Here is a 16,110-nt window from a genome sequence, read left to right on the forward strand (position 1 = left end):
AAACAGGGCGCGTTACCAACCCAGTGAAAACATGGTTTCCAGATCGTGACGCGAGTGTACCTGCATGGCGTTGAGCGTTTCCGTGTCGCTGATGCCTTCTACGGCATTGAGTCGTTCGGTGACCAGGTCAGCCAGGCTCTCGAAGTCGCGAGTCCGTGCGATAGCCACCAGATCGTAGCGACCGCAGGTCGAATACACTTCGCTGATACCGTCGACGTCCGCCAGGCGCTCAGCGACGGCCTTGACCTGACCTTTCTCGGTATTGATTAGGATGACTGCGTTTTGCATCGCGCCCTCATGAACTGTGGGTGTTGGATATGGTCTGATAGGGGACGAGTATAACAGGGCCCTGGCAGTGGGCGTAGTGGTGCTAGAAATAGTCGTTCTCTCAGCGTGACCGATTGTCGCTGCCTTGTTCAGGTGATTCGCACTCCACGACGAGTTCCGCTAGCATCCAGATAGGCGCTGATTATATTCAGCGCTTTATAAAAAAAGCACCGTCAATAACAGACACCGTGACAATACGTCAGTCAATGACGACTAGGAGCAACCATGGCTAACCAAAGCCGACGTGCCTTCATGCGATCCAGCATACTCAGCCTTGCTGCCCTGCCGCTGGGCGCGGGTATCCTGTCCAAAACCGCCTTTGCACAAACATTGCCACGCCTGGACCCTTCGGCAAGCAATGCCCAGGCATTGAGCTACGTGGAGGATGCAGCGGATGCCAGCGATCACCCGGCCTACGAAGAGGGCCAGCGGTGCGACAACTGCATGTTCTACTCCGCCGATAATCAGGGCTGCCAACTTTTCCCGGAAAACAGCGTTGAGCCAGGGGGCTGGTGCCAGTCCTGGGTTGCACAGGGCTAACAACCAAAATGGCAGAGACGCCATGCGCCTCTGCCATCCAGTCATGTTGGCTTGACGTCACTCTTCGCTTTGAGCGCTTTCTTCCACCGGCCAGCGGTAACGACGCGTGACGCGCCCCTCTTCCATGGAGATCAAGTGGACGGGGAACCCCCATAGCTTCTGCAAATGCCGAATCACCGGATATACGCTGCGTGCCAACGGGCGACGGCTGTCTTGCACGTGGTGCAGTGTGAGTGAACGGTCACCCCGAATGGCCGCTTCCACGACCTGAATATTGGGCTCGCGCACCGATAGTGCATATTGCGTCGCCAGCGCATCACGCACTCGCCGGTAGCCCTGTTCGTTGTGAATGGCCGCCACCTCCAGCATTTCCTCCTGATCGTCGTCGACCACCAGAAACAACTTGTGATCGCGCATCACCTTGGGCGACAAAAACTGATGGATAAATGATTCATCCTTGAAGTTACGCATCGCAAATTCAACCGTTTCGCGCCAGGGCGAGCCCGCCATATCCGGAAACCACCGACGATCCTCGTCAGTGGGCGCTTCGCAGATGCGCTTGATATCCATAAAAATGGCGAAGCCCAGGGCATAGGGGTTGATGCCGCTGTAGTAAGGGCTATCAAACCCGGGCTGGTTGATCACCGCCGCATGGGACTGTAAAAACTCGAGCATCACCCCTTCATCGACATTGCCATCGTCGTAAAGGCGATTCATCAAGGTATAGTGCCAGAAGCACGCCCAGCCTTCGTTCATTACCTGGGTTTGCCGCTGGGGATAAAAATACTGCGCCAGTTTACGCACAATACGCACGATTTCGCGCTGCCATGGGGCCAGCAGTGGCGCGTTCTTCTCGACAAAGTAGAGCAGGTTCTCCTGGGGTTCGGAGGGATAACGGCCGCCGCTATGCAGCCCAAGCGGGTCGTCTTCTTCAGGTGATAAACTGCCGGGCAGCGGCTCGACGCCTTCCGGACTGTCGGGGATCGTGCGCCACAGCAGGTTCACCTGGGTTTGCAGGTAGGCCTCGCGTTCGTCCTGACGCTTGGCTTCTTCTTCCGCCGAAATCGGCGACGGGCGCTTGTAACGGTCCACTCCATAGTTTTGCAGCGCATGGCAGGCATCCAACAACTGCTCAACTGCCTGAACACCATGGCGCTCCTCGCACCGGGCGATGTACTGACGGGCAAACACCAGATAATCGACGATGGACTCCGCATCGGTCCAGGTGCGAAACAGGTAGTTGCCCTTGAAGAAGGAGTTATGCCCGTAGCAGGCATGCGCCATGACCAGCACCTGCATCATCAGGGTATTTTCTTCCATCAGGTAGGCGATGCAGGGGTTGGAGTTGATGACCAGCTCATAGGCAAGCCCCATCTGGCCGCGCTTGTAGGCCTGTTCGACGGCCAGAAACTGCTTGCCGAACGACCAGTGGTGATAGCCTACCGGCATGCCGACGCTGGCATAGGCATCCATCATCTGCTCGGTGGTGATCACTTCAATCTGGTTGGGATAGGTATCCAGCCGGTATTCGTCGGCGAGCCGGGCAAGCTCGGCGTCAAAACGCTCGAGCACGTTGAAGTTCCAGTCAGAACCGGTCGCAATCGGCTTGCGGGTGGCATTCATGGCTCACTCCTCAACGGTCAGTCAGTGCTGCTGACTCAAGCGACGCTTGAACAGTTCACGGAAGACGGGGTAAATATCCCCAGCCTCGACTATCTGGCGCATGGCAAATTGTTCGGGGAAACGAGCGGCTACGGCCTCATATTCCTGCCAGAGCGACTGATGGTCGTGGGGGGTGATTTCCACATAGGCATAGTACTGGAGCTGCGGCATCAGCTGCTTGACCAGTAAGTCGCGGCACACGTTTGAATCATCATCCCAGTTGTCGCCGTCGGAGGCCTGTGCGACATACAGATTCCACTGCTCTGCCGGGTACCGCTTGTCGATGATCTTCTTGACCAGAGTAAGCGCACTGGACACGATGGTGCCGCCGGTTTCCCTCGAGTAGAAGAACTCCTCTTCGCTGACTTCCCGGGCGGCGGTGTGGTGGCGGACAAACACAAGCTCGACTTTCTCATAGTGTTTTTCCAGAAACAGATACAGCAGCAGGAAAAACCGCTTGGCGATGTCCTTGTGGTTCTGGGTCATCGAACCGGAAACATCCATGACACAGAACATCACCGCCTGGCTTGAGGGCTGTGGCTGAGCGGCCAGCTGGTGATAGCGCAGGTCGTAGGTGTCGATGAACGGCACCGCTTCGATGCGTTTTTCCAGGCGCTCGATCTCGGCTTTCAGTTCAGCGATGCGAGCGGGGTTACGCAGCACCGGGTCTTTACGCTCCTCGGCCTCGAGTGCCTGCTGAGCTTCTCGCAGGGCGCGCTTAATAGGCGCGCGCATGGCGATACGCCGGGCATAGGCTTCACGCATCGAGCGGGTAATACTGATGCGCGAAGGCACCCCGTCCCTCGCCAGGCCTGCGCGCACCATCTTGATTTCCTGCAGCGACTTGAGCGGCTTTCGTTGAAGGTGAGGCAGTTCCAGCCCATCAAAGACAAATTCCAGAAACTCTTCACGACTCAGGGTGAAGGCAAATTCATCGGTGCCTTCCCCCTGATTGGAAGCGTTGCCTTCACCGGAGCCGCTGCCGCCGCCCTGTCCGGGCGGACGATGGATTTTATCGCCCGCCAGAAACTCCTTGTTGCCAGGCGAGACGATTTCACGCGCCCCGCCCGGTCCGTGCTGAAACACCGGCTCGGAGATATCCTTGGTGGGGATCGATACCTTCTCGCCCCGCTCCATGTCGGTGATCGAGCGGCGGTTGACGGCTTCTTCCACGGAACGCTTGATATGCTTGCGATAGCGCTCCAGAAAGCGTTGCCGATTGACCGCACTCTTGTGCTTGGCATTGGGCCTGCGATCGATGAAGTAGGTCATATGACCTCCTTTTTAAGCGCATCCGCTACTGGGACTTGCGTACGCGCAGGTACCACTCGGAGAGTAGCCGCACCTGTTTTTCGGTGTAGCCACGATCCACCATTCGCGCGACAAAGTCTTCGTGCTTTTTCTGATCCGACTTCGACGCCTTGGCATTGAAGGAGATCACCGGCAGCAGTTCTTCGGTGTTGGCGAACATCTTGTGTTCGATCACGCCTTTGAGCTTTTCATAAGACTGCCAGCTGGGGTTCATGCCGTTATTTTGCGCGCGGGCACGCAGCACGAAATTGACCACTTCATGGCGGAAGTCCTTGGGATTGGAGATACCCGCCGGTTTCTCGATTTTTTCCAGGTCTTCGTTGAGCGCCTGACGGTCGAACAGCTCACCGGTATCAGGGTCGCGGTATTCCTGATCCTGAATCCAGAAGTCTGCATAGGTGACATAGCGGTCAAAAATATTCTGCCCGTACTCGCTGTAGGACTCCAGGTAAGCGGTCTGGATTTCCTTGCCGATAAACTCGACGTAGCGCGGGGCCAGAAACTCCTTGATAAAGCCGATGTAGCGTTCGAAGACTTCCGACGGCAGCTGTTCGCGCTCGAGTGCCTGTTCCAGCACGTAAAGCAAATGCACGGGGTTGGCCGCCGTTTCCGTGCCATCAAAGTTGAACACCTTGGAGAGAATCTTGAAGGCAAAGCGGGTTGATAGCCCCTGCATACCTTCATCCACCCCGGCGGCGTCGCGATATTCCTGAATCGACTTGGCTCGCGGGTCGGTATCCTTGAGATTTTCGCCATCGTAGACGCGCATCTTCGAGTAGATGCTTGAGTTTTCGGGCACTTTCAACCGCGAAAGCACCGAGAATTGCGCCAGCATGCGTAGCGTATCAGGCGCGCAGGGCGCGGCGTTAAGCGACGAGTCTTCGAGCAGTTTCTGGTAAATCTTGATTTCTTCGGTTACCCGCAGACAGTAAGGCACCTTGACGATATACACCCGGTCAAGAAACGCCTCGTTGTTGCGGTTATTGCGGAATGCCTGCCACTCGGATTCGTTGGAGTGGGCCAGGATCACACCGTCGAAGGGGATCGCGCCCATGCCCTCGGTGGGGTTGTAGTTGCCTTCCTGGGTGGCGGTCAGCAGCGGGTGCAGCACCTTGATGGGTGCCTTGAACATCTCGACGAATTCCATCAACCCCTGGTTGGCACGGCACAGGCCACCGGAAAAGCTGTAGGCATCCGGATCATCCTGGGAATAAAGCTCCAGCTGGCGAATGTCGACCTTGCCGACCAGGGACGAAATATCCTGGTTGTTCTCATCACCGGGTTCGGTTTTGGAGATGGCGATCTGGTTAAGCCGTGACGGGTATAATCGCACGACCCGGAACTGGGAAATATCGCCACCATATTCTTTCAAACGCTTGGCCGCCCAGGGCGACATCACGCTTTTAAGGTAGCGTTGAGGAATGCCGTACTCTTTTTCGAGCAGCTCGCCGTCTTCTTCCGGCGAAAACAGGCCAAGCGGTGATTCGTACACCGGCGAGCCTTTAATGGCATAAAAAGGAATCCGTTCCATCAACAGTTTGAGGCGCTCCGCCAGCGACGATTTACCCCCGCCCACCGGCCCCAGCAGGTAGAGAATCTGTTTACGCTCTTCAAGCCCCTGGGCCGCATGTCGAAAGTAAGCCACGATCTGTTCGATGGCTTCTTCCATACCGTGGAACTCGGCGAACGCGGGATAGCGCCGAATGACTTTATTGGAAAAAATGCGCGAGAGACGCGAGTCCTTGGCGGTGTCGATGACCTCAGGCTCACCAATGGCTTCCAGCAGGCGCTCGGCCGCGCTGGCGTAGGCCTTGGAGTCGCGGCGACAAAGCGCCAGGTACTCCTCAAGGCTCATGTCTTCTTGCTGAACGCGGGCAAAACGGTCTTGAACGTGATCAAAGATGCTCATGGAACTCTCCTGTAGCCCATCCCCAGGCAGTCGCCAGCCAATCAACATCGGTGCGATATGCCGAACGAGGTGTCGCTTATCAGCATAGTCAGCATTAGCAAAATGTGATGACTCAAACTTCAACGCTGCGGCGTTAATATTATGAGCATAAGAGGGGAAGATTAGTTGCGTTGACAGGCCCAACGCACAGCGCCGCCAGAAAGGCGGCGCCAGGGAATCCGTTAACGGGTATGGATCTATTCAAGCACTTCCTGGATATCGTTCAGCAACTGGTCGAGTAATTCAACGGTGGTGTTCCAGGCGCAGACAAACCGTGCCCCGCCGGCGCCAATGAAGGTATAGAAGGTCCAGTCTCTGGCTTTCAACGCTTCGATGGCACGGGGCGGCAATTCAACGAAGACGCTGTTGGCCTGCGTCGGAAACATCAGCGACACGCCGGGCAACGCCTGCAGGCCGTCAGACAGGTAGCGCGCCATGGCATTGGCGTGCTGGGCATTGGTCAACCAGGCACCGCTTTCCAGCAACCCCAGCCAGGGCGCGGAAACAAAACGCATTTTGGACGCCAGTTGGCCTGCCTGTTTGCAGCGGTAGGAGAAATCTTCGGCCAGCTCCCGATTGAAGAACAAAATCGCCTCACCGAACGCTAAGCCGTTTTTGGTACCCGAGAAACACAGCGCATCGACACCCACCTGCCAGGTCAGCTCGGCCGGGGTGGCGTCCAGACTGGCGCAAGCGTTGGCAAAGCGGGCGCCGTCCATATGCAGGCGCAGGTCGTACTTATCCGCCATGGCGCGAATGGCCAGAAGCTCCTCCCGGGAATAGACCGTGCCGACTTCAGTGGCCTGGGTCAGCGAAATGACCTTGGGTTTTGGGTAGTGAATATCGCTGCGCTTGGTGACCAGCGCTTCAATGCCTTCCGGGGTCAACTTGCCGTTGGCACCCGGCGACGTCAGCAGCTTGGCACCGTTGGAAAAGAACTCGGGGCCACCGCATTCGTCGGTTTCAATGTGGGCCAGCTCGTGGCAGATCACACTGTGGTAGCTACGCCCCATCGCGGAGAGGGCCAGTGAATTGGCAGCGGTACCGTTGAAGACAAAAAAGACGTCACAGTCGAAGTCGAACATGTCGCGAAAACGATCGGCGGCACGGGCTGTCCAGCGGTCGTTGCCGTAGGCTAGATCATCGGCTTGATTGGCTTCCAGCAGATACTCCATGGCTTCCGGGCAAATACCGGAGGTATTATCACTGGCCAAAAATCGTGGGGTACACTCCGAGGTCATGGCGATAGTCCTTGTGGCGAGTCCTTGTGGATAGACCTTTATCTGACAGTCAAACGACGCAGGCTGGGTGCCACCTGCATCGTCGTCACCCGCCAGGTTGGCTAACGGGTGGGGTAAACAGTCTATCGCCATTTCAACGTTATAAGGAAGCCGCCAGGCGGGTGCCCTGATCAATAGCGCGTTTGGCATCAAGCTCAGCAGCTTCATCGGCGCCGCCGATCACGTGCACGCGGCGCCCCGACTGCTCCAGCGGCACGATCAAATCGCGCACCGATTCCTGGCCAGCACAGACCACGATGGAAGCCACGTCGAGCACCTGGTTCTGCCCTTCTTGGCGGATGTGTAGACCGTCGTCATCGATCTTGAGGTACTCACAGCCGGTGAGGGTTTTGACGCCGCGCTGTTTAAGCGACGCGCGATGCACCCAACCGGTGGTCTTGCCCAGGTATTTGCCCGGCTTGGAAGTTTTACGCTGGAGCATGACGATCTCCCTTCGCGACGCGGGCGGCGCGGGTGCTTTCAAGCCCCCCCTTGCGTCCATCGCCAGATCCACCCCCCATTCGTCACACCATGCAGCCAGATCGAGCGTCGGATGCGCCTGATGCGCCAACAGCTCGGACACATCAAAGCCGATACCGCCCGCCCCAATCACCGCGACGGTTGAGCCAACGCGCTCAGGGCGTTCAATCGCTTCAGCATAGCTCAGCACCTTGGGATGGTCGGCACCGGGCAGCGTCAGTTCACGGGGCATGACGCCGGTGGCAATCACCACGTCATCGAAGTCCGCTAACGCGTCGACCGTGGCGTCGGTGTTCAAGCGAACCTCCACGGCATGCTTTTCCAGCATCACGCGGTAGTAGCGCAGCGTTTCGTTGAACTCCTCTTTGCCGGGGATCTTGCGGGCGTAATTGAACTGCCCGCCGAGCTCGCCACGACGTTCAAACAGCACGACGGCATGGCCGCGGCGAGCCGCCTCCACGGCTGTCGCCAGGCCCGCCGGGCCGCCGCCGACCACCGCGACCCGCTTCGCCGTACGGGCAGGCTCAAGCGTCAGTTCGGTTTCATGGCAGGCGCGAGGATTCACCAGGCAGGAGGTCAGCTTGCCCGCAAAGGTGTGATCCAGGCAGGCCTGATTGCAGGCGATACAGGTGTTGATCTCGTCGGCCAGCCCCGCTTCGGCCTTGCGTACCCATTCCGGGTCGGCAAGAAACGGCCGCGCCATCGAAACCATGTCCGCATGCCCTTCGGCGAGCACCCGCTCTGCCACCTCCGGCATGTTGATGCGATTGGTGGTGATCAGCGGAATCGAAAGCGCCCCCTTCATTCGCCTGGTCACTTCGCTGAACGCCGCCCGGGGAACGCTGGTGACAATGGTCGGCACCCGGGCCTCGTGCCAGCCAATGCCGGTATTGATCACGTCGGCACCGGCAGCTTCAATGGCTTTTCCCAGGGCAACGACTTCTTCCCAGGAGCTGCCCTCCTCCACCAGGTCAATCATCGACAGGCGGAAAATCACCAGGCACCGCTCACCCACGGCGGCGCGGATGCGTTTGACGATTTCGATGGGAAAGCGGATCCGCCGCTCAAAGTCACCGCCCCATTCGTCGTCGCGCTGATTGGTGCGCTGGCAGATAAACTGGTTGATCAGATAGCCCTCGGAGCCCATCACCTCAACGCCATCGTAGCCCGCCTGCTGGGCGAGATTGGCACAGCGCACGTAGTCGGCAATTTGCTGCTCGACCTCATCGCTGGTCAGCGCGCGCGGTGTAAAGGGATTGATCGGGGCCTGGATCGCCGATGGCGCGACCAGTTCAGGGGAGTACGCATAGCGGCCGGCATGCAGAATCTGCATGCAGAGATGCCCTCCCTCCGCATGAACGGCGTCGACGACATGACGGTGCTCCGCCAACTGCGATGTTTCGGTCAGCGCATTCGCCCCCTGAAATACCGCGCCCTCGGCATTGGGGGCAATGCCCCCGGTCACGATCAGGCCAACCCCGGCACGCGCACGCTCGGCGTAAAACGCGGCCAAGCGCTCAAAGCCATTGGGCGCTTCTTCCAGGTTGGTGTGCATGGAGCCCATCAATACCCGATTTGGCAGCGTTAAAAGCCCCAGTCTGATCGGACGGAAAAGATGCGGATAGGCAGGCGCACGAGTCATCACGGTTCTCCAGAGGGTTATTTGATGATTATTCAAACAAGCGTATGACATCCTGCCCGTCACGTACAGCCCCGGTCCTGATAACAAGCCCTGATAACAAGTCTTGCTGGCAAGGCCTGATGGTAGGCTCTGATGACAGGTTCTGGTGATAGGCTCAGGTGAAAGGGCCTTGCCCACTCAGCAAAAGGGCGTCACATTACCCGGCTAACGATAAGGGACTGTTTTAAGGGAATGTGCTATGCCATTGATGTATTTTTTAGCGCCGCTGACCACTGTGCTGATCTGGTCGGGCAACATGACCATCAACCAGCTCACCGTGGGCGCCATTGCACCGAGCAGCATCGCGTTTTTGCGCTGGCTGCTGGCACTGGTGGTGATGACGCCTTTTGTGCTGCCCGCTGCCATACGCCACCGTGAGGAAATCCGCCGCCACTGGCCAAAACTGGCTTTGTTGGGGCTTCTGGGCATGGGCCTTTGGCAAGGCTTGGCCTATGTCGCCGCGGAAACCACCAGCGCCACCAACATGGGCATACTGGCGGCAATGGTGCCACTGCTGACCGTTCTGTTGAGCGCATTGATTCTACGCGAGCCGCCGACACGTGGAGGTGTGGCAGGCGGGATCCTGGCGTTTATCGGCGTGACCGTCCTGCTGGGTCGCGGCAACCCGCTTTCGCTGCTACAGCTGGAGGTCGTCTATGGTGACGCATTGATGGTGGTAGCCGCCACCTGCTATGCGCTTTACGGCGTCATGCTCAAGCGCTGGTCGATGAAGTTGCCACCCTGGGTCATGCTTTACGCCCAGGTGTGCTTTGCCGTGCTGTTACTGCTGCCACCTTACTTGATGGGGCCAATGACGCCGGTGGATAGCCAAAACATTGGACTCATCCTCTACGCGGGTATTCCCGCATCGATCATCACCACCTTTTTATGGATGCGTGCCGTCCGCCAAATAGGCGCCAGCCAGGCGAGTATTTTCATCAACCTGATGCCACTTTTCAGCGCCCTCATCGCCATGGCGTTTCTGGGCGAGCAGGTGGCGGGCTTCCACTTTATCGGTGGCCTGCTGATACTGGCGGGCGTCATCATGGCGCAAACGTTGACCCAGCCCTTGGCCGCTTCCAGAACATCAAGGAATAAGCTATCACAGGATAAAACGAGCAGCGCCGAGCAATGATACAATAGGGCAACTCATTTTGACTGCTGGGAATCCTTCAATATGTCCCTAGAAGAACTGCACCTTAATCTCCGCAACCTGACGAGCGATGACTATGAACAGCTGAAGTCATTGATGGATGCGGTGTATCACGATATCGGGGGTGCCTGGCCGAAGCTTACGATCGATAAACTGATCCAGGAGTTTCCTGATGGCCAGATCGCTATCGAAGACGACGGAATCCTGGTTGGCGTGGCGCTGACCGTTCAGGTGGATTACGACGAGTTTTCCAACCCGCACAAGTACGACGACCTGATCGGCCATCGTGAAATCATCCGCAATGATCAGGATGGCGATGCCATGTACGGCCTGGATGTGCTGATTCATCCCGACTATCGCGGCTACCGCCTGGGCCGCCGCCTTTACGAGGCGCGCAAGGAACTGTGCCGTTCGCATAACCTGCGTGCCATTCTGGCGGGTGGGCGAATTCCCGAATACCACCAGCATTCCGATGAGTTGTCCCCGGCCCAGTACATCGACAAAGTATCGCGTAAAGAGATTTACGATCCGATTCTGTCGTTCCAGTTGGCTAACGACTTCCAGGTCAAGCGCCTGCTGCGCAAATACCTGCCGGAAGACGAGCAGTCCCGGGGCTACGCCACGCTGCTTGAGTGGAACAACATTCTCTTCGAGCCCGCGGAAAGCGTGCTGGATACCCGCCCGACACAAGTGCGTGTGGGGGCAGTGCAATGGCAGATGCGCGAGTTCTCTTCCGTGGAAGCCGCACTACAGCAGATCGAGTACTTTGTGGACGCGCTGTCGGATTACCAAAGTGACTTTGCTGTCTTCCCCGAGCTGTTCAACGCGCCGCTGATGGGGCTGCAGGACCGTGAAGCCCAGCAGGACCAGATGGGCGCGATTCGCTTTCTGGCGGGCTTTACCGAGCGTTTTGTCGCCGAGCTGTCGCGGATGGCGGTGTCCTACAACATCAATATTATCGGCGGCTCGATGATCGAGGCCGGCGAGGATGACCGGCTATATAACATCACCTACCTGCTCCACCGCGATGGCAGCATCGAGAAGCAGTCGAAACTGCATATCACGCCCCAGGAGCGACGCGACTGGGTCATCGAAGGCGGTGACGATCTGCAGGTGTTCGATACCGACGCAGGCCGTGTAGGCATTCTGATCTGCTACGACGTGGAGTTCCCTGAACTGGGCCGCCTGCTGGCTGACCAAGATATGGACATTCTGTTTGTGCCTTTCTGGACCGACACCAAGAACGGCTACCTGCGGGTGCGCCATTGCGCCCAAGCGCGCGCCATCGAAAACGAGTGCTACGTGGTGCTGTGCGGCAGCGTCGGCAACCTGCCGTCGATCGAGAACCTGGACATCCAGTACGCACAGTCGGCGGTGTTCTCGCCGTCCGACTTTGCCTTCCCCCACGACGCGGTGCTGGCGGAAACCACGCCCAATACCGAGATGATCTTCTTCTCGGACCTGGACCTGACTCGCCTGACCGTGGTGCGCGCCGAAGGCTCGGTGACCAACCTGAAAGACCGCCGCAAGGATCTCTTCGACCTTCGCTGGCGCGACTGGTCCTGGAAGTCAGGTGCCAATCTCGACGATTAGGCGTTCAATCAGGCCAGACAAGGTGCGCAGGGACGCGCCCCTTGGCATCAAACGCGACGCCTTCATCGCGTAGTTTTTGATGCTGGCGGGCCGCGCCGCCGTGGTCGGCCAGTTTCAACGATGCGGCAATGACCCGGTGCCAGGGCAACTGGTGACCGTCCGGCAAGTGGCGCATGGCAGACCCCACCATGCGTGGGGTCGCCCCTTCGGTCATTGCCGCAATCCGCCCGTAGGTCGTGACCCGCCCCGCCGGTATCTGATCGACAATGGTATAGATCTGTTCGAGTAGTTCGGGCCGGGGCATCGTTTGACTCTCCTGCTAAATCGCTTTTATCAACCACTGCCATACCGTTTCAGCGTCTTCGCTCACGATACGACGGCTGGGCCTTACGAGCCAGAAACGCTCCTCACTTGGCACGCTGACCGAAAACGGTGCCACGAGATCATCGCGCTGCTCAAGCAGGCGACGATGCGTCAGCGCAACACCGCCTCCCTGGCTTGCCAGCGCCAGCGTCATGACCTGATTATCGCAGGTCAGCGCGTGGCACTGTGCCTCCACATGTGACACCCCCGCCGTCTGCAACCAGCCAGGCCAGCCAACCCCAAAACCCACTGCGTGGAGCAGGGTGTGCCCGGCCAGGTCGCTCGGCGCGCCGAGCGTTGCAGCGATAGCGGGGGTACAGACGGGCAATAGCTGCTCGTCGCCGAGCGGGTACATCTCGACGCCGCTCCAGTCCCCCCGCCCATAGCGAATTTCGATATCGGCGCCCTCCGGGCCAAAATCATCGGGCCAGATGGCGCTAACCAGACGCAGCGATAGCTTGGGATGCCGGTGATGCAGCTGAATCAGCCTCGGCGCCAGCCACACCTGCTGAATGACCGGTGTGGCGCGCAGAGTGACCGGCTGCTCGAGGGTCATGCCAAACACTTCCGAGGTGCCCTCGCTGATCCGCGCGAAGGCATCGTGAATACTCGGCAGCCAGGCCTGCCCGGCGGGCGTAAGGGTCAGGCTTCGGGCATGCCTGACGAACAGCTTCTGCCCCAGACGATCCTCCAGCAGTCGAATGCGTTGACTGATCGCCGCCTGGGTCACCCCCAGCTCGTTACCGGCAGCGGTAAAGCTGAGCGTTCGGGCGGCGGATTCAAAAGCCTGTAGCCATAGTAACGGCGGCAATGCACTCATGGGAAAGCAACCTATAAGCTGAACGGGGTCTCAGGGGTCAGATTAATCGTTTGTCACTGCCAATGCGACTGCGCATCCTAGATGGGCGTTATTTAGTCAATGCCGGGAGGAAGTGATGAACAGTGCCGTTTTCGCTGAAGAGCAATACCAAGCGCCGCAAATGGGCGAATTAGCCCCCTACCAGGACGGTCCATCACTAACTGAGGCAGTGCCCACCGATGAAGGCATCCGCCTTACATGGCAGGATGGCCAGCACACCATGCTACCGCTACTTTGGCTGCGCGACCATTGCGCCTGCCCTGCCTGTCGGCACCCGCAAACCCGCGAGCGCTTGTACCTGCCGCTTGAGGATATCAGTGAAACGCCAGCAATCGAACTTGCGGGCGGACATCTCTACCTGACCTGGCAGGATGGCCACGAAAGTGCCTTCCACAGCGGATGGCTTTACCAGCGCCGCCCGGAAGCCGAGATCCCCACGGCCGTTCCATCGCTGACCCCCTGGCGGGATCAGTTCACCCCTGAGCGCATCCCCCATGCCGATTTCCTGACGCCCGACGGCGAAAAAGCCTGGCTGACGGCCATGTTGCGCGATGGTCTGGCGCTGATCACTGAAGGCCCGCTGGTTGAAGAAGAAGTCAGCCGCCTGGCGGAGCGTATCGGCCCCCAGCGGGCCACCAACTTTGGCTCGCGCTTTGATGTCCGCTCAAAGCCCAACCCCAACAATGCCGCCTATACCGCCGTCGGCCTGCCGCTGCACATCGACCTGCCCAACTGGCGTCAGCCACCGGATATTCAACTGCTCTACTGCCTGCAGAACGAGGCGAGTGGCGGTCAATCACTGTTTGCCGATGGCGCACGGGTGGTCAACGCATTACGCCAGCAGGATCCGGAAGCCCTGAAGATTCTGAGCGAAACCGCGATCGATTTTCGCTTTCAGGACGACACGCACGACATTTCAGTGCGTGAGCCGGTCATCAAACTCGATGCTGACGGCAACCTCATCGAAATGCGCCTCAACAACTGGATTCGCGACACGCTGCACCTGCCGGCGCCCAAGATGGCCGCCTGGTACCGCGCCTACCGCGTTCTATGGCAGTTGTTTCACAGCGAGGCGCACCAGATCGAGTTCACCCTACTCCCCGGCCAGATGGTGGCGTTCGATAACCGCCGTGTCCTCCATGGACGGCGCGAATTCGACCCCAACAGCGGCGCACGTCACTTGCAGGGCACCTATCTAGACCGTGACATGCTCGCTTCCAAGCTTCGTGTTCTGGCGCGTGCTGCATGAAACAGTGCATGAAGTAGCGCGTGTGAAAGCGCATGAAAAGATGCATGAGAAGCACATGACGAGCATGCATTGACAATAAACCAAGCAAGGAGATCGTATGACACATCTGAAACCTCTAGCCTCGGGCATTGCCTTTGCCAGTGCAGCGCTGTTTGCTTCAGCAGCCCACGCCGATGACCAGACCCTCGACTTTGGCGTGCCTGCCTGGCCAGGCATTACCGTCAAGACTGCCATCGCCGAGCAGCTGCTCAACCCGCTAGGCTACGAGACCACGACCCAGGAAATCGGCCTGCAGGTGATTTACCAGGGTATTGAAAGCGGCGATATCGATGCCTTCCTGGGTGCCTGGCTGCCGGCTCAGCGTGAGATGTTCAACCCGCGCAAGGAGTCCGGTGTACTGGTCGATGTGACCAACAACGTCGATGGCGCGCAAATGACCCTGGCCGTGCCGGAATACCTTTATGAAGACGGCCTGCAAAGCTTCGCCGATCTGGATGATTACCGTGACCAGCTGAATGGCGAGATTCATGGCTTTGGTGCCGGTTCAGCGGCCAGCGAAATCCTCAACAACGCCATTGATAACGACACCTGGGGACTCGGCGACTGGCAATTGGTCGACACCAGCGAAGTCGCGATGCTCTCCGCCGCCCGCGATTCGATCTCTCGTGAAGAGCCCATCGTATGGGTTGGCTGGACACCGCACTGGATGAACCTTGAGTTACCGATGCGCTATCTCGACGACGAGAAAGACCTGTTCGGCGAGAACAATGGTGAAAGCGAAGTGCTCACGCTGATGCGTTCCGGCTACGCCGACGCCAACCCCAATGTCGTGACGTTCTTTGAACAGTTCACCTTCAGCGCCGAAGAACAGAGCTGGATGATCCAGCAGTTCGGCCAGGAAGAGCGTGAACTGGACGGTGTCGCCGAGCAGTGGATCAACGAAAACGCCGAACGGGTGGAAGCCATGCTCGCCGACGTGACCACCACCGACGGCGCCCCCGCCTGGCCGGTTATCGAGAGCCAGCTTAACGAGTAACAAGCGCCGTTAACGTTGTCGAGGGAGCTACTTTTCCATCTGGTTTTCCATATGACCGCCATTGAGGGCGGGGATGCCGGAGTCGCCGGGAGTATTTCCCGGCCCTGGAAAAAGCCCCTCGCTTCAACCTGCCCCAGCACCCCGTTATTGAGTCTTTGTAGAAGGCGACTGATCAGGGGTCAGCTTTCCCCGTAAGTGTCGCCATGACGCGTCGCTGGCCGCCCTGCTCGCGATGTTCGCCGAGCCAAACCCCCTGCCATGTGCCCAGCACCAAGCGGCTATCACGCACCGCCAGTGTCAATTGAGTTCCCAACAGGCTTGCCATGACATGGGCAGGCATGTCATCCGGGCCTTCCAGCGTATGGCGGAAATAATCCAACCCCTCCGGCACCAGGCGACGCATGAAGGCGTCCATATCATGGCGAACATCCGGGTCGCTATTTTCATTGAGCGTCAGCGAGGCCGAGGTATGCAGTAGCTGCAGGTGCAAAACGCCCATCTCACATTCCGCCAGCCAGGGTAGCGCCTCGACCAGCTCGTGGGTGATAAGATGAAAGCCCCGTGGCCGCTCGGTTAGGTGAATTTCATCCTGATGCCACATAACCATCGCCTTAACATAATGAGTGAG

The 16,110-nt window shown here is 58.6% G+C and carries 14 protein-coding genes; 5 read left to right on the forward strand and 9 right to left on the reverse strand.

From position 1 onward, the window contains the following. Positions 1-12: 12 nt before the first annotated feature. Positions 13-288, reverse strand: coding sequence for an Lrp/AsnC family transcriptional regulator (locus QC816_RS09755; RefSeq protein WP_027338179.1), 276 nt, complete (start codon positions 286-288; stop codon positions 13-15). A 264-nt stretch (positions 289-552) separates the two neighbouring features. On the opposite strand from QC816_RS09755, the gene QC816_RS09760 reads away from it, so the two are divergent. Beyond that, positions 553-867 carry a high-potential iron-sulfur protein gene (locus tag QC816_RS09760; RefSeq protein ID WP_264827253.1) on the forward strand — a complete coding sequence of 105 codons (315 nt, stop codon included), beginning with the start codon at positions 553-555 and terminating at the stop codon, positions 865-867. A gap of 57 nt (positions 868-924) precedes the next feature. On the opposite strand, the gene QC816_RS09765 is transcribed toward QC816_RS09760, so the two are convergent. From QC816_RS09765 to QC816_RS09785, 5 genes are all read right to left on the reverse strand, one after another. Continuing rightward, positions 925-2,490 carry a SpoVR family protein gene (locus QC816_RS09765; protein WP_309781863.1) on the reverse strand — a complete coding sequence of 522 codons (1,566 nt, stop codon included), beginning with the start codon at positions 2,488-2,490 and terminating at the stop codon, positions 925-927. Between the two features lie 21 nt (positions 2,491-2,511). Next, positions 2,512-3,801: a YeaH/YhbH family protein gene (locus tag QC816_RS09770; protein ID WP_309781865.1), complete on the reverse strand. Its 1,290-nt coding sequence runs from the start codon at positions 3,799-3,801 to the stop codon at positions 2,512-2,514. A 25-nt stretch (positions 3,802-3,826) separates the two neighbouring features. Next, complete coding sequence (locus QC816_RS09775; RefSeq protein ID WP_085919822.1) at positions 3,827-5,749, reverse strand: PrkA family serine protein kinase; 1,923 nt, start codon at positions 5,747-5,749, stop codon at positions 3,827-3,829. A 236-nt stretch (positions 5,750-5,985) separates the two neighbouring features. Further along, entirely contained in the window at positions 5,986-7,029 is a 1,044-nt protein-coding gene (locus tag QC816_RS09780) for a threonine aldolase family protein (protein WP_085919823.1), read from the reverse strand. 139 nt (positions 7,030-7,168) lie between these two features. Further along, positions 7,169-9,190: an FAD-dependent oxidoreductase gene (locus tag QC816_RS09785; protein WP_309781868.1), complete on the reverse strand. Its 2,022-nt coding sequence runs from the start codon at positions 9,188-9,190 to the stop codon at positions 7,169-7,171. A gap of 238 nt (positions 9,191-9,428) precedes the next feature. On the opposite strand from QC816_RS09785, the gene QC816_RS09790 reads away from it, so the two are divergent. Next, complete coding sequence (locus QC816_RS09790; RefSeq protein ID WP_309781869.1) at positions 9,429-10,364, forward strand: DMT family transporter; 936 nt, start codon at positions 9,429-9,431, stop codon at positions 10,362-10,364. A 42-nt stretch (positions 10,365-10,406) separates the two neighbouring features. Next, positions 10,407-11,975, forward strand: a complete 1,569-nt coding sequence (locus tag QC816_RS09795; protein ID WP_085919827.1) for a bifunctional GNAT family N-acetyltransferase/carbon-nitrogen hydrolase family protein — start codon at positions 10,407-10,409, stop codon at positions 11,973-11,975. Between the two features lie 4 nt (positions 11,976-11,979). Here QC816_RS09795 and QC816_RS09800 read toward each other — a convergent pair whose 3' ends face one another. Beyond that, on the reverse strand, positions 11,980-12,279 hold the full coding sequence (locus QC816_RS09800) for an MGMT family protein (RefSeq protein WP_085919828.1): 300 nt from the start codon (positions 12,277-12,279) through the stop codon (positions 11,980-11,982). Between the two features lie 15 nt (positions 12,280-12,294). After that, positions 12,295-13,158: a LysR substrate-binding domain-containing protein gene (locus QC816_RS09805; protein WP_085919829.1), complete on the reverse strand. Its 864-nt coding sequence runs from the start codon at positions 13,156-13,158 to the stop codon at positions 12,295-12,297. Between the two features lie 115 nt (positions 13,159-13,273). Between QC816_RS09805 and QC816_RS09810 the strand changes: the two genes are divergently transcribed. Next, entirely contained in the window at positions 13,274-14,446 is a 1,173-nt protein-coding gene (locus tag QC816_RS09810) for a TauD/TfdA family dioxygenase (protein ID WP_309781872.1), read from the forward strand. A gap of 97 nt (positions 14,447-14,543) precedes the next feature. Then, positions 14,544-15,482, forward strand: a complete 939-nt coding sequence (locus QC816_RS09815) for an ABC transporter substrate-binding protein (RefSeq protein WP_309781875.1) — start codon at positions 14,544-14,546, stop codon at positions 15,480-15,482. Between the two features lie 172 nt (positions 15,483-15,654). On the opposite strand, the gene QC816_RS09820 is transcribed toward QC816_RS09815, so the two are convergent. Next, positions 15,655-16,083, reverse strand: coding sequence for a secondary thiamine-phosphate synthase enzyme YjbQ (locus QC816_RS09820; RefSeq protein ID WP_085919831.1), 429 nt, complete (start codon positions 16,081-16,083; stop codon positions 15,655-15,657). Positions 16,084-16,110: the final 27 nt, after the last annotated feature.

It is taken from the genome of Vreelandella janggokensis (assembly GCF_031451615.1).
Taxonomy (GTDB): Bacteria; Pseudomonadota; Gammaproteobacteria; order Pseudomonadales; family Halomonadaceae; genus Vreelandella; species Vreelandella janggokensis.

Coding starts and splice junctions, on each gene's coding strand:
- QC816_RS09755 (WP_027338179.1), bottom strand. CDS start 288: ATGCAAAACGCAGTCATCCTAATCAATACCGAGAAAGGTCAGGTCAAG.
- QC816_RS09760 (WP_264827253.1), top strand. CDS start 553: ATGGCTAACCAAAGCCGACGTGCCTTCATGCGATCCAGCATACTCAGC.
- QC816_RS09765 (WP_309781863.1), bottom strand. CDS start 2,490: ATGAATGCCACCCGCAAGCCGATTGCGACCGGTTCTGACTGGAACTTC.
- QC816_RS09770 (WP_309781865.1), bottom strand. CDS start 3,801: ATGACCTACTTCATCGATCGCAGGCCCAATGCCAAGCACAAGAGTGCG.
- QC816_RS09775 (WP_085919822.1), bottom strand. CDS start 5,749: ATGAGCATCTTTGATCACGTTCAAGACCGTTTTGCCCGCGTTCAGCAA.
- QC816_RS09780 (WP_085919823.1), bottom strand. CDS start 7,029: ATGACCTCGGAGTGTACCCCACGATTTTTGGCCAGTGATAATACCTCC.
- QC816_RS09785 (WP_309781868.1), bottom strand. CDS start 9,190: ATGACTCGTGCGCCTGCCTATCCGCATCTTTTCCGTCCGATCAGACTG.
- QC816_RS09790 (WP_309781869.1), top strand. CDS start 9,429: ATGCCATTGATGTATTTTTTAGCGCCGCTGACCACTGTGCTGATCTGG.
- QC816_RS09795 (WP_085919827.1), top strand. CDS start 10,407: ATGTCCCTAGAAGAACTGCACCTTAATCTCCGCAACCTGACGAGCGAT.
- QC816_RS09800 (WP_085919828.1), bottom strand. CDS start 12,279: ATGCCCCGGCCCGAACTACTCGAACAGATCTATACCATTGTCGATCAG.
- QC816_RS09805 (WP_085919829.1), bottom strand. CDS start 13,158: ATGAGTGCATTGCCGCCGTTACTATGGCTACAGGCTTTTGAATCCGCC.
- QC816_RS09810 (WP_309781872.1), top strand. CDS start 13,274: ATGAACAGTGCCGTTTTCGCTGAAGAGCAATACCAAGCGCCGCAAATG.
- QC816_RS09815 (WP_309781875.1), top strand. CDS start 14,544: ATGACACATCTGAAACCTCTAGCCTCGGGCATTGCCTTTGCCAGTGCA.
- QC816_RS09820 (WP_085919831.1), bottom strand. CDS start 16,083: ATGTGGCATCAGGATGAAATTCACCTAACCGAGCGGCCACGGGGCTTT.